The organism is Devosia sp. (assembly GCF_024707125.1).
Lineage (GTDB): Bacteria > Pseudomonadota > Alphaproteobacteria > Rhizobiales > Devosiaceae > Devosia.
Map to the genome: position 1 here is coordinate 65416 of NZ_JANQAH010000012.1, position 11057 is coordinate 76472.

The window sequence follows — 11057 nt, forward strand, 5'->3', positions numbered from 1 at the left end:
GCGAGATCGAGCCCTTGACCCAAGCATCATGGAGAATAGGTCATGAAAGTCGAAGGCTCTTGTCATTGCGGGGCAATTCGCTTTGAGGCGGAGATTGATCCGGACAAGGTTCGGGTCTGTCACTGTACCGATTGCCAGCAGCTTTCGGGGACGGCGTTCAGGGTGGTGGCGCCCTGCCCCGAGCAGCGGTTTCGTCTGCTGCAGGGGACTCCGAAGATTTACGTCAAGGTGGCGGAGAGCGGTCGGCATCGGCAGCAGGCGTTCTGTGCGGATTGCGGTTCGGCGCTTTATGCGACGTCGGACGAGCCGGCCGGGGAGCGGAGTTTTGGGCTTCGGGTCGGGGTTTTGGCGCAGAGGCGGGAGTTGGAGCCGAAGCGGCAGTTTTGGGTGAAGTCGGCGCTGCCGTGGTTGCCGGCGCTTCCGGGGGGTGCGGTGGAGGATAATGGGTAGGGAGACGAGGCCCCCGGGCCTACGTAGGTTCAAATTTGCTGAGACTTTTTATCGGTCGTCACCACCGGGCTTGTCCCGGTGGTCCATGCCGCCCAGAGATGGATTGCCGGGACGAGCCCGGCAATGACGATGGAGGGGGAGATTTGAGCTTGCGCTGGGGTAGCCGCAGGTAGAGCCAAAACGGAGTGAGATTCCCGCTTTCGCGGGAATGACGCCGTGGGTGGACGGGAATGAGCGGGACGGCGCTGTGATCTCGCGCCGAAAAGCAAAAAGGGCGGCCACTGGGGCCGCCCTTTGAATTTGGTCGAAGCGACGCTTACGCGGCTTCGGATTCTTCTTCGTTGTACTGGACCGGACCGGAGTCGAGGCCCTTGGCGTTGACGTCGCGATCGACGAACTCGATCACGGCCATCGGCGCGTTGTCGCCATAGCGGAAGCCGGCCTTCAGGATGCGGATGTAGCCGCCCTGACGTTCAGCATAGCGCGGGCCGAGAACGGCAAACAGCTTTGCAACCTGGCCTTCGTCGCGGATCTGCGCGATGGCCTGGCGGCGAGCGTGCAGGTCGCCGCGCTTGCCGAGGGTGATCAGCTTCTCGACGATCGGACGGAGGTCCTTGGCCTTGGGAAGCGTGGTAACGATCTGCTCGTGCTTGATCAGCGCGGCGGACATGTTGGCGAACATCGCCTTACGGTGGGAAGCGGTACGGCTGAGTTTGCGGCCGCGATTACCGTGTCGCATGGGTATCTCCTAAAAATCTTGGCAGCGCGCGATCAATAATGATCTTCGTAGCGCTTAGCGAGGTCATCGATATTCTCGGGCGGCCAATTGGCCACGTCCATCCCGAGATGAAGCCCCATCTGTGCCAGGACTTCCTTGATTTCATTGAGCGACTTGCGGCCGAAATTCGGGGTCCGCAGCATCTCGGCTTCCGTCTTCTGGATAAGGTCGCCGATGTAGACGATGTTGTCGTTCTTGAGGCAGTTGGCCGAACGGACAGACAGTTCGAGCTCGTCGACCTTCTTGAGCAGCGCCGGGTTGAAGGCGAGTTCCGGGACAGCGTCCTGGGCCTTTTCCTTGGTGGGCTCTTCGAAATTGACGAAGACCGAAAGCTGGTCCTGAAGAATACGCGCAGCATAAGCCACGGCATCTTCCGGCGAAATACCGCCATTGGTCTCAACGGACAGCGTCAGCTTGTCCTTGTCGAGGCTTTCGCCAGCACGGGTCGCATCAACCTTGTAGCTGACACGGCGCACAGGCGAGAACAGGGCGTCGACCGGAATATAGCCAATCGGCGCGTCTTCCGGACGGTTCTTGTCGGCCGGGACATAGCCCTTGCCGGTATTGACGGTGAACTCGATGTTGATCTCGGCACCATCATCGAGATGGCAGATCACGAGCTCGGGGTTCAGAACTTCGATATCGCCGGAGACCTTGATGTCGCCAGCGGTCACGGCGCCCGGACCCTGCTTGGAGAGAGTAAGACGCTTCGGGCCTTCGCCACCCATCTTGATGGCGATTTCCTTGACGTTCAGCACGAGGTCGGTGATGTCTTCCCGAACGCCGGGAAGCGACGAGAATTCGTGCAGAATGCCATCGATCTGGATAGCGGTTACCGCCGCGCCCTGAAGCGACGACAGCAAGACGCGACGCAAGGCGTTGCCAAGGGTCAAGCCATAGCCGCGTTCCAGCGGCTCGGCGATAACCGAAGCATGACGCGAGTCAGCGCCATCCGAAACAATCTCCAGCTTGGTCGGCTTGATAAGTTCCTGCCAGTTCCTCTGGATCGTCACGGTATTGTCCTTTCAAATTCGCGGCCTCGGAGGCCGCACCGCCGCAAACACAATAGAACCCCTGGCCCCGGGGCCAGGAGTTTACCAAGTGGTCTAGTCTTTAGACGCGGCGCCGCTTGCGCGGACGGCAACCGTTGTGCGGAATCGAGGTCACGTCGCGGATCGAGGTGACGTTGAAACCAGCAGCCTGAAGAGCGCGGAGCGCAGATTCACGGCCCGAACCGGGACCACGCACTTCGACCTCAAGGGTCTTCATGCCATGTTCCTGAGCCTTCTTGGCAGCATCTTCGGCAGCAACCTGGGCAGCATAGGGGGTCGACTTGCGCGAGCCCTTGAAGCCCATAACGCCCGACGAGGACCACGAAATCGTGTTGCCCTGCATGTCGGCGATGGTGATCATGGTGTTGTTGAAGGAGGCGTTCACGTGTGCAACGCCCGAGGTAATGTTCTTGCGCTCCTTGCGGCGGATGCGCGTGGTATCAGTCTTTGCCATTCAGGTCCTCTTGGGTATCGGCGCTGCCGTAATGCCAGCAGCTCCACCACGGAAGAAGCGGATCTGAAATTTGGCCTTCCCCTCACGGAGTAGCCAATCTCGATCCGCCGCTTCCAAATCAAAATGCCAGCCTGCACATGCAGGCGTGGAATCACTTCTTCTTGCCAGCGATCGGCTTTGCCGGGCCCTTGCGGGTGCGGGCATTGGTGTGGGTACGCTGACCGCGGACCGGCAGGCCACGACGGTGGCGCAGGCCACGATAGTTGCCGAGGTCCATCAAGCGCTTGATGTTCATCGCAACGTTACGGCGAAGGTCACCTTCCACGACGTAGTCGCGGTCGATTGCTTCACGGATCTGGATCACTTCAGCGTCGGTCAGTTCGTTGACGCGACGGTCAGCCGGAATACCGACCTTGGTAGTGATATCATTGGCGAACTTTTCGCCGATCCCGTGAATGTACTGCAACGCGATTACAACGCGCTTGTTCGTCGGGATATTGACGCCAGCAATACGAGCCACGTCTGCTCTCCTTCATTCAACACGCGCCATCGCGGCGGGTGTCATTCAAACAACAAGGGACCGGATCTCGATCCCCACCTAATGTGAGAAACCGAACCCAGCCCAATAATCCATGAGACTGGTGCGGTTCTTTAAGGATTCGACAAGGCGAAGTCAACAGTCTCGCCTTGACGAAGATTAGTTAGCGAGGGCCGCCTTTATGGCCGCCGTCACCGTTTCGACCGCTTCCATGCCGTCGACCGTCTTCACCAGGCCCTGCCGGCTGTAATAGTCGACGAGGGGGGCGGTGCTGGTCTGATAGACATCGAGGCGCTTGCGGATGACCTCTGGGTTGTCATCCGGGCGATTGCTGTCCTTGGAGCGCTGAATCACGCGGCGCACCAGTTCGTCGGCATCGGCAGTCAGCTCGATAACGGCATCGAGCTTGATTCCCTTGGCCTTGAGCATGTCATCGAGGGCCTGGGCCTGCGCAATGGTGCGCGGGAAGCCATCGAGGATAAAGCCGGGCTTGCAGTCTTCGGCATCGATGCGTTCAGACACGATGCCGTTGACGATAGCGTCCGAGACGAGATCGCCCCGATCCATGATCGCCTTTGCTTCGAGCCCAAGGGGCGTCTGAGCGGCGATAGCGGCCCGCAGGATGTCACCAGTGGACAATTGCGGGATGCCGTAGGCCTCAACCAGAATCTTTGCCTGCGTGCCCTTCCCCGCCCCTGGCGGTCCCAACAGGATCAGTCTCATCGGCGCTTGCCCCCTCCAAGGCGAGATTTCTTCAACAGCCCTTCATATTGCTGGGCCACGAGATGGCTCTGGATCTGGCTGACCGTATCGAGGGTCACCGTCACCATGATCAGCAGCGACGTACCGCCAATGAACTGGCTGACCGCCAGCTGGCTGAACATCACTTCGGGAATCAGAGCCACAACAGTGAGATAGAGTGCACCGATAACCGTGATGCGCGTCAACACATAGTCGATGTGCTGGGCGGTGCGTTCACCAGGCCGAATGCCCGGAATGAAGCCGCCGGAACGCTTCAGGTTGTCGGCCGTCTCCGTCGGATTGAACACGATGGCCGTGTAGAAGAAGGCGAAGAAGATGATGAAGAAGGCGAACAGCGCCAGATAGAGCGGCTGGCCGCGGCCGAGGAGCGCGGTCACCGTGGTGAGCCAGCCCGGCGCGTTACCCTGGGCAGCAAACGACGCGATGGTCGCGGGCAGCAGCAGGAGCGAGGAGCCGAAGATCACCGGGATAACGCCCGACGTGTTGAGCTTGAGTGGCAGGTGCGACGACTCGCCCTGGAACATCTTGTTGCCCACCTGGCGCTTCGGATACTGGATCAGCAGCCGGCGCTGGGCGCGCTCGAAGAAGACGATGGCGGCGATCACCACCAGAGCCAGGACGATCATGCCGAGAGCAGCAAAGCCGGGAATCGCGCCGGTACGGCTGAGTTCCAGGGTCTGGGCGATGGTCGAGGGCAGGTTTGCCACGATACCGGCGAAGATGATCAGCGAGATACCGTTGCCGACGCCGCGCGAGGTGATCTGCTCACCCAGCCACATCAGGAACATGGTACCGCCGACCAGCGTGATCACGGTCGAGAGGCGGAAGAACCAGCCGGGATTGAGAACCACGCCCTGGCTGCCTTCAAGACCCACGGCAATGCCGTATGCCTGGACGGCGCAGAACACGACCGCCAGGTAGCGGGTGTACTGATTCATCTTGCGGCGACCGGCTTCACCCTCTTTCTTGAGGGCTTCGAGGCGCGGCGAGGCCGTGGCGATCACCTGCACGACGATGGACGCCGTAATGTAGGGAATCAGGTTGAGCGCGAAGATGGCCATACGTTCCACGGCGCCGCCGGAGAACATGTTGAACATCCCGATGATGCCCTGCTGGCTCTGCTCGAAAGTCGCGCGGAACGCATCGGGGTCGATGCCCGGAACCGGAATGAAGGTGCCCAAACGATAAACAAGCAGCGCGCCCAGTGTGAACCAGATGCGCTGCTGCAGGGCTTTCGCCTTGGAAAAGGTCGAGAATGAGAGATTGCGAGCTAGCTGCTCGGCTGCGGACGCCATACTTCGCTCCCTAGAGCCTGATATGAGCTGAACGCGTCAAATCGTCGGCTCTAAAATTTCGTTGCCGCAGGGATCTTTGCGAAAAACGGCTGGCGTTTCCCACCCCCTGCTCCGTGGCTTTGAGGCCAGGCGCGCTCGGAGCGCCCAAGGAGCATATAGGACTGCCACCCTGACGCAACAAACCAAAAAAGCGCACCCGACCGCAGGGCCGGGTGCGCAAAGCCAAATTACTTGGCAGCGTACGGAGTCTTCTTCCAGGTTTCCTTGACGGGGATCACGTCAACCTTGCCGCCGGCAGCTTCGATAGCAGCCGCAGCACCCTTGGAAACGTGATCAACCTTGAAGGTCACCTTCTTGGCCGTGAAGCCTTCCGAACCGATCAGACGCACGCCGTCCTTGGGACGACGGATCACGCCGGCAGCGACGAGCGCTGCTGCGTCAACCACGCCCTTAACGTCCAGCTTGCCGCTGTCGATATAGGCCTGGATGCGATCGATGCGAACCTGGTTCCAATCCTTGGGGTTCCAAGCATTGAAGCCACGCTTCGGCATACGCATGTGAAGGGGCATCTGGCCGCCTTCAAAGCCGTTGATCGCGACACCAGCGCGAGCCGTCTGGCCCTTGCCACCACGACCACCGGTCTTGCCAACGCCGGAGCCGATACCACGGCCAACGCGAACGCGGACCTTAGTCGAACCGGGGTTGTCGCGAAGTTCGTTCAAACGAGTCATTTGTCGAGCCTTCCCTCTTACTCGCCGAGTACACGGACGAGGTGCGGGACCTTGTTGATCATGCCACGGACTTCGGGCGTATCAATCAGCTCGCGCTCTCTGTTCATCTTGTTCAGCCCGAGACCGATCAGGGTCGCGCGCTGGCTCTTTTCGCGGCGGATCGGCGAACCGATCTGCTTCACGGTGATAGTTTTCTTGTCAGCCATTGTGCTTCTCCGTTCCTACGGGGCTCAGGCTTCGACAGCAGTCTCGCCGCGGCGAGCTTGCAGTTCGGAGACCTTGAGGCCGCGGCGGGCAGCCACGGCGCGGGGGCTATCGACGTTCTTGAGAGCGTCGAAAGTCGCGCGGACCATGTTGTACGGGTTCGAAGTACCGGTGGACTTGGCGACGATGTCGTTGATGCCCAGGGTTTCGAAGACGGCGCGCATCGGACCACCGGCGATGATGCCGGTACCCGGAACGGCTGCACGCAGCACGACCTTGCCGGCGCCGTGGCGGCCGGTGATGTCGTGGTGCAGCGTGCGGGCGTCGCGCAGCGGCACGCGGATCATCTGGCGCTTGGCCTGTTCCGTTGCCTTGCGGATTGCCTCGGGAACTTCACGGGCCTTACCGTGACCGAAACCGACGCGACCCTTCTGGTCACCCACAACGACGAGGGCTGCGAAGCCAAAGCGCTTACCGCCCTTCACAACCTTGGCCACACGGTTGATGTGGACCAGGCGATCGACGAACTCGCTTTCGCGCTCTTGAACGTCTCTGCTCATAATGTTTTTCCTCGCCGCTGTTAGAACTGCAGACCGCCCTCACGGGCAGCATCTGCAAGGGCCTTAACGCGGCCGTGATAAATGTAAGCGCCGCGATCGAAGATCACTTCGGCAACACCAGCCTTCACACCGCGCTCCGCGATCAGCTTGCCAACGACGGCAGCTGCCTCGGAAGTGCCGCCGCTCTTGAGCGAGCCACGCACGTCCTTCTCGAGGGTGGAAGCCGCTGCCAGCGTACGACCGTTCGCGTCGTCGATGATCTGGGCGTAGATATTCTTGTCCGAGCGGAAAACGCTGAGACGGGCGCGACCAAAGGCACGAGCCTTGAGCGCCTTGCGGACACGAGCCTTGCGGCGGTCTGCACCTTTTGCACTGATAGCCATAGGTGGCGCTCCTTACTTCTTCTTGCCTTCTTTGCGGAAGACCTGCTCGCCGGCGTAACGCACGCCCTTGCCCTTGTAGGGCTCGGGGGGACGCCAGCCGCGGATCTCCGCAGCGACCTGACCGACCTGCTGCTTATCAATGCCGGTGATGACGATCTCAGTCGGAGCCGGCACGGCCAGGGTGATACCCTTGGGAGCCGGATAGATCACTTCGTGGCTGAAACCGAGCGAGAGCTTGACGTCCTTGCCCTGCAGTGCGGCGCGGTAACCGACGCCCTGGATGGCCAGCTTCTTCTCGAAACCAGCGCTCACCCCGGTGACCATGTTCTGGATCAGCGCGCGGGTGGTGCCCCAAGCTGCACGAGCTTCACGGGTGTCGTTAGCGGGGGTAATGACGATGCCATCCGAACCCTGCTCAATGTTGACGATATCCATGAGCGTGAGGCTCAGTTCGCCCTTCGGGCCCTTGGCGGAGACGACACGACCATTGATCGTGACCGTAACGCCATTAACCGGGGCCACCGGTTTCTTGCCAGTACGTGACATTCTATATCCTTGAGTAATCGTCTTACCGCGCAGCCAATGCGCGTGAAAGTGCCCGAAAACGGAGCCGACCAGCGTTTCCGAGAAACGTTGATCGCGCTCCTATCAGTTTTTGCCGCACATTCAACAGGAAAGTGGAATCCACTCACCCTCGAAGTGCTTCAATGAGCTTCGGGCCCACACGCATTAGAAGACGCGGCAGAGTACCTCGCCACCAACGTTAGCGGCCTTGGCTTCGTGGTCGGCCATCACACCCTTGGGGGTGGAGAGGATCGAAACACCGAGGCCGTTAGCCACCTGAGGAATATTCTTAACCGACGCGTACACGCGGCGGCCAGGACGGGAAACGCGCTCGATGGTGCGGATCACGCCTTCATTGTCCGAATACTTCAGTTCGATTTCGTATTCGGCAGCGCCGTTCTCGAACTTGGTCTCCGAGTAGCCGCGGATGAAACCCTCGGACTGGAGAACATCCAGCACGCGACCACGAAGGGTCGATGCCGGAGTCGAAACGGTATTCTTGCGACGCTCCTGAGCGTTGCGGATGCGGGTCAGCATATCGCCGATGGGATCGGAAAAGCTCATCTGTGTCTCTCCTTACCAGCTCGACTTAACGAGACCCGGGATCTGACCCAGGTTGCCCAGCTGACGCAGGGCGATACGGCTCAGCTTGAGCTTGCGATAGTAGCCACGCGGACGACCGGAGACTTCGCAACGGTTGCGAACGCGAACCTTTGCGGAGTTGCGCGGCAGTTCGGCCAGCTTGAGGGTCGCCTTGAAGCGTTCCTCAATCGGCAGATTCTGGTCCTTGACGGTTGCCTTGAGCTCGGCGCGCTTGCCAGCATACTGCTTGGCGAGCGCAGCGCGCTTATTGTTCTTTTCGATGGAGCTGGTCTTTGCCATGTCCTGATCCTTTATCCCTTCCCTGCCCGCTTACTGGCGGAACGGGAAGTTGAAAGCGCGCAGCAGAGCACGAGCTTCATCATCCGTCTTGGCAGTCGTGGCAATCACGATATCCATACCCCAGACCTGATCGATCTGATCATAGTTGATCTCGGGGAAAATGATGTGTTCCTTGATGCCCATGGCGTAGTTGCCACGGCCGTCGAAGGAGTTCGGGTTCAGGCCACGGAAGTCGCGGACGCGCGGCAGTGCGATGTTCACCAGACGATCCAGGAACTCGTACATGCGGGTCTTGCGCAGCGTGACCTTCACGCCGAGCGGCATTTCTTCACGGACCTTGAAGCCGGCGATCGACTTGCGGGCATGAGTGATAACCGGCTTCTGGCCAGCGATCTTCTCAAGCTCGGCGGCAGCCGACTTGACCTTCTTGGTGTCGTTGACGGCTTCGCCAACGCCCATGTTCAGGACGATCTTGTCGAGCTTGGGCAGCTCCATGACGTTCTTGTACTCGAACTGCTTGGTGAGTTCGGCACGAATGGTCTCGTCATAGTAGGTGCGCAGGCGCGGAATGTAGACGGTCTCAGCCATCGATCTGGTCTCCGGTCGACTTGGCGACGCGGGTCTTCACGCCGTCCTTGATCTGGAAACCGACGCGAGTCGGCTTGCCAGCCTTGTCAGCAACGGCCAGGTTCGACAGGTGGATCGGCGCTTCCTTGGTGAAGATACCGGCGTCCTGCGAGGCAGTCTGCTTCTGATGCTTGCGCACAAGGTTGATACCCTGGACAAGCGCCTTGGTTTCGGTTGGGATGACAGACAGGACCTGACCGGTCTTGCCCTTGTCCTTGCCAGCCAGGACGACGACTTTATCGCCCTTCTTGATCTTGGAGGCCATTACAGCACCTCTGGGGCGAGCGAGATGATCTTCATGTGGTTGCGAGCGCGGAGTTCGCGCGGAACCGGTCCGAAGATACGGGTGCCGATCGGCTCTTTCTGATTGTTAATCAGAACCGCGGCGTTCTTGTCAAAACGGATGACGGTGCCATCGGGGCGACGGATGTCAGTCGCGGTGCGAACCACCACGGCCTTCATTACCTGGCCCTTCTTAACGCGGCCACGCGGAATAGCGTCCTTGACCGAAACGACAATAATGTCGCCGACCGAGGCGTATTTGCGATGCGAACCGCCCAGCACCTTGATGCACATGACACGACGAGCGCCGGAGTTGTCCGCGACGTCGAGATTGGACTGCATCTGGATCATAACTGGATGCCTTCTAGTTGAACCGGCTGCACCGTCATCCGGCTCGCCGACCTAATTTCAATTTCTCTTACGCAGACGGAACAAGCGTCCAGCGCTTGTTCTTGCTGATCGGCGCGGTCTCTTCGATCCACACCACGTCACCGACTTTAGCCACATTAGCTTCATCGTGGGCGTGGTACTTCTTGGAACGACGCACTGTCTTCTTCAGAAGGGGGTGCGTGAAACGGCGCTCGACGCGGACGACGATCGTCTTTTCGTTAGCGTCGGAGACAACAGTCCCCTGCAAAACGCGCTTTGGCATGGGTTTTATTCCTTACTTAGCTGCGTTCTGTTGGCCGAGGATCGTCTTGATCCGCGCGATATCGCGGCGGACTTCCTTGACCCGGGCCGGCTTTTCCAACTGCTGAGTAGCGCGCTGGAAACGCAGGTTAAACTGTTCTTTCTTCAGGTCGACGAGCTGATCTTTCAGTTCGTCTGCGGTTTTGCTCCGCACATCACTGGCTTTCATGCTCGTGTTCCTTAGTCGACAATGCGCGTAACGATGCGCGTGGTGATCGGCAACTTCATTGCTCCGAGGCGAAGCGCCTCCTTTGCAACGTCTTCGGGTACGCCGTCAATCTCAAAAACGATGCGACCCGGCTTTACGCGCGCCGCCCAGTACTCCACGGAACCCTTACCCTTACCCATTCGGACTTCGGTAGGCTTCTTGGAAACCGGCAGATCCGGGAAAATCCGGATCCAAACACGACCCTGACGCTTCATCTCACGAGTGATAGCGCGACGGGCCGCTTCGATCTGGCGGGCAGTAACACGTTCCGGCTCGGTGGCCTTGAGTGCATACTGGCCGAATGCCAGATCGGTACCACCCTTGGCCAGGCCATGGATGCGGCCCTTATGGGCCTTACGGAACTTAGTACGTTTCGGTTGCAGCATAGTCGTTCAACCTTCTTATGCGCGTTCGCGATCGCGGTCGCCGCGTTCACGACGCGGTTCGCGCTCAGAACGCTGGCCACCTTCACCACCACCTTCGGTGGCGCGACGCTCATGGGCGGACGGATCATGCTCAAGGACTTCGCCCTTGAAGACCCAGACCTTGATGCCGATGATGCCATACGTGGTTTCAGCTTCAGCCGTGCCGTAGTCG

General features: G+C 59.8%; 20 protein-coding genes and 1 pseudogene. 1 reads left to right on the forward strand and 20 read right to left on the reverse strand.

All coding sequences use genetic code 11. The features are described from left to right. Positions 1–42: 42 nt before the first annotated feature. Positions 43–450, forward strand: coding sequence for a GFA family protein (locus tag NVV77_RS20760; RefSeq protein ID WP_295416429.1), 408 nt, complete (start codon positions 43–45; stop codon positions 448–450). A gap of 316 nt (positions 451–766) precedes the next feature. Here NVV77_RS20760 and rplQ read toward each other — a convergent pair whose 3' ends face one another. The 20 genes and pseudogenes from rplQ to NVV77_RS20860 form a co-directional block, all read right to left on the reverse strand. Then, positions 767–1189, reverse strand: coding sequence for a 50S ribosomal protein L17 (gene rplQ, locus NVV77_RS20765; protein WP_056308219.1), 423 nt, complete (start codon positions 1187–1189; stop codon positions 767–769). A gap of 32 nt (positions 1190–1221) precedes the next feature. Then, the gene (locus tag NVV77_RS20770) at positions 1222–2241 is read right to left on the reverse strand and encodes a DNA-directed RNA polymerase subunit alpha (protein WP_295416433.1); all 1020 of its coding nucleotides are present in this window, start codon (positions 2239–2241) and stop codon (positions 1222–1224) included. Positions 2242–2341: 100 nt separating this feature from the next. After that, entirely contained in the window at positions 2342–2734 is a 393-nt protein-coding gene (rpsK, locus tag NVV77_RS20775) for a 30S ribosomal protein S11 (RefSeq protein ID WP_035080867.1), read from the reverse strand. Positions 2735–2885: 151 nt separating this feature from the next. After that, positions 2886–3254, reverse strand: coding sequence for a 30S ribosomal protein S13 (gene rpsM / locus NVV77_RS20780; protein ID WP_295416436.1), 369 nt, complete (start codon positions 3252–3254; stop codon positions 2886–2888). Between the two features lie 177 nt (positions 3255–3431). Then, on the reverse strand, positions 3432–3995 hold the full coding sequence (locus tag NVV77_RS20785) for an adenylate kinase (RefSeq protein WP_295416439.1): 564 nt from the start codon (positions 3993–3995) through the stop codon (positions 3432–3434). Then, positions 3992–5329: a preprotein translocase subunit SecY gene (secY, locus tag NVV77_RS20790; protein WP_295416440.1), complete on the reverse strand. Its 1338-nt coding sequence runs from the start codon at positions 5327–5329 to the stop codon at positions 3992–3994. Before secY ends, NVV77_RS20785 begins: the two co-directional genes overlap by 4 nt. A 227-nt stretch (positions 5330–5556) precedes the next feature. After that, entirely contained in the window at positions 5557–6060 is a 504-nt protein-coding gene (rplO, locus tag NVV77_RS20795) for a 50S ribosomal protein L15 (RefSeq protein ID WP_295416442.1), read from the reverse strand. A 17-nt stretch (positions 6061–6077) separates the two neighbouring features. Continuing rightward, positions 6078–6266, reverse strand: coding sequence for a 50S ribosomal protein L30 (rpmD, locus tag NVV77_RS20800; protein WP_295416445.1), 189 nt, complete (start codon positions 6264–6266; stop codon positions 6078–6080). Positions 6267–6290: 24 nt separating this feature from the next. Beyond that, positions 6291–6824: a 30S ribosomal protein S5 gene (rpsE, locus tag NVV77_RS20805; RefSeq protein WP_291418191.1), complete on the reverse strand. Its 534-nt coding sequence runs from the start codon at positions 6822–6824 to the stop codon at positions 6291–6293. Positions 6825–6844: 20 nt separating this feature from the next. Beyond that, positions 6845–7207 carry a 50S ribosomal protein L18 gene (rplR, locus tag NVV77_RS20810; protein ID WP_291418193.1) on the reverse strand — a complete coding sequence of 121 codons (363 nt, stop codon included), beginning with the start codon at positions 7205–7207 and terminating at the stop codon, positions 6845–6847. Between the two features lie 12 nt (positions 7208–7219). Beyond that, positions 7220–7753, reverse strand: coding sequence for a 50S ribosomal protein L6 (rplF, locus tag NVV77_RS20815; RefSeq protein WP_295416451.1), 534 nt, complete (start codon positions 7751–7753; stop codon positions 7220–7222). Positions 7754–7936: 183 nt separating this feature from the next. After that, on the reverse strand, positions 7937–8335 hold the full coding sequence (gene rpsH / locus NVV77_RS20820) for a 30S ribosomal protein S8 (protein ID WP_035080850.1): 399 nt from the start codon (positions 8333–8335) through the stop codon (positions 7937–7939). A 12-nt stretch (positions 8336–8347) separates the two neighbouring features. After that, positions 8348–8653 carry a 30S ribosomal protein S14 gene (rpsN, locus tag NVV77_RS20825; protein ID WP_295416455.1) on the reverse strand — a complete coding sequence of 102 codons (306 nt, stop codon included), beginning with the start codon at positions 8651–8653 and terminating at the stop codon, positions 8348–8350. A 30-nt stretch (positions 8654–8683) separates the two neighbouring features. Further along, positions 8684–9241 carry a 50S ribosomal protein L5 gene (gene rplE / locus NVV77_RS20830; RefSeq protein ID WP_295416458.1) on the reverse strand — a complete coding sequence of 186 codons (558 nt, stop codon included), beginning with the start codon at positions 9239–9241 and terminating at the stop codon, positions 8684–8686. Beyond that, a complete protein-coding gene (gene rplX, locus NVV77_RS20835) occupies positions 9234–9545 on the reverse strand; it encodes a 50S ribosomal protein L24 (protein WP_291418204.1) in 312 nt (103 codons plus the stop codon). The genes rplE and rplX overlap by 8 nt, the downstream gene beginning before the upstream one ends. Beyond that, positions 9545–9913: a 50S ribosomal protein L14 gene (gene rplN / locus NVV77_RS20840; protein WP_035080843.1), complete on the reverse strand. Its 369-nt coding sequence runs from the start codon at positions 9911–9913 to the stop codon at positions 9545–9547. The genes rplX and rplN overlap by 1 nt, the downstream gene beginning before the upstream one ends. Before the next feature lie 67 nt (positions 9914–9980). Then, entirely contained in the window at positions 9981–10214 is a 234-nt protein-coding gene (rpsQ, locus tag NVV77_RS20845; protein ID WP_035080842.1) for a 30S ribosomal protein S17, read from the reverse strand. Between the two features lie 12 nt (positions 10215–10226). Beyond that, positions 10227–10421 carry a 50S ribosomal protein L29 gene (gene rpmC / locus NVV77_RS20850; RefSeq protein ID WP_056308254.1) on the reverse strand — a complete coding sequence of 65 codons (195 nt, stop codon included), beginning with the start codon at positions 10419–10421 and terminating at the stop codon, positions 10227–10229. An 11-nt stretch (positions 10422–10432) separates the two neighbouring features. Next, the gene (rplP, locus tag NVV77_RS20855; protein ID WP_046141104.1) at positions 10433–10846 is read right to left on the reverse strand and encodes a 50S ribosomal protein L16; all 414 of its coding nucleotides are present in this window, start codon (positions 10844–10846) and stop codon (positions 10433–10435) included. Positions 10847–10861: 15 nt separating this feature from the next. Continuing rightward, positions 10862–11057 (reverse strand): annotated as a pseudogene (locus tag NVV77_RS20860) (30S ribosomal protein S3); the annotation flags it as partial.

Bases quoted from the DNA above. Each gene is read 5' to 3' on its own strand.
- NVV77_RS20760 (WP_295416429.1), top strand. From the start codon at position 43: ATGAAAGTCGAAGGCTCTTGTCATTGCGGGGCAATTCGCTTTGAGGCG.
- rplR (WP_291418193.1), bottom strand. From the start codon at position 7,207: ATGGCTATCAGTGCAAAAGGTGCAGACCGCCGCAAGGCTCGTGTCCGC.
- rplQ (WP_056308219.1), bottom strand. From the start codon at position 1,189: ATGCGACACGGTAATCGCGGCCGCAAACTCAGCCGTACCGCTTCCCAC.
- rpsH (WP_035080850.1), bottom strand. From the start codon at position 8,335: ATGAGCTTTTCCGATCCCATCGGCGATATGCTGACCCGCATCCGCAAC.
- rplE (WP_295416458.1), bottom strand. From the start codon at position 9,241: ATGGCTGAGACCGTCTACATTCCGCGCCTGCGCACCTACTATGACGAG.
- rpsN (WP_295416455.1), bottom strand. From the start codon at position 8,653: ATGGCAAAGACCAGCTCCATCGAAAAGAACAATAAGCGCGCTGCGCTC.
- rplO (WP_295416442.1), bottom strand. From the start codon at position 6,060: ATGACTCGTTTGAACGAACTTCGCGACAACCCCGGTTCGACTAAGGTC.
- rpsE (WP_291418191.1), bottom strand. From the start codon at position 6,824: ATGAGCAGAGACGTTCAAGAGCGCGAAAGCGAGTTCGTCGATCGCCTG.
- rplN (WP_035080843.1), bottom strand. From the start codon at position 9,913: ATGATCCAGATGCAGTCCAATCTCGACGTCGCGGACAACTCCGGCGCT.
- rpsQ (WP_035080842.1), bottom strand. From the start codon at position 10,214: ATGCCAAAGCGCGTTTTGCAGGGGACTGTTGTCTCCGACGCTAACGAA.
- rpsK (WP_035080867.1), bottom strand. From the start codon at position 2,734: ATGGCAAAGACTGATACCACGCGCATCCGCCGCAAGGAGCGCAAGAAC.
- rplX (WP_291418204.1), bottom strand. From the start codon at position 9,545: ATGGCCTCCAAGATCAAGAAGGGCGATAAAGTCGTCGTCCTGGCTGGC.
- rpmD (WP_295416445.1), bottom strand. From the start codon at position 6,266: ATGGCTGACAAGAAAACTATCACCGTGAAGCAGATCGGTTCGCCGATC.
- rplF (WP_295416451.1), bottom strand. From the start codon at position 7,753: ATGTCACGTACTGGCAAGAAACCGGTGGCCCCGGTTAATGGCGTTACG.
- rpmC (WP_056308254.1), bottom strand. From the start codon at position 10,421: ATGAAAGCCAGTGATGTGCGGAGCAAAACCGCAGACGAACTGAAAGAT.
- secY (WP_295416440.1), bottom strand. From the start codon at position 5,329: ATGGCGTCCGCAGCCGAGCAGCTAGCTCGCAATCTCTCATTCTCGACC.
- NVV77_RS20785 (WP_295416439.1), bottom strand. From the start codon at position 3,995: ATGAGACTGATCCTGTTGGGACCGCCAGGGGCGGGGAAGGGCACGCAG.
- rplP (WP_046141104.1), bottom strand. From the start codon at position 10,846: ATGCTGCAACCGAAACGTACTAAGTTCCGTAAGGCCCATAAGGGCCGC.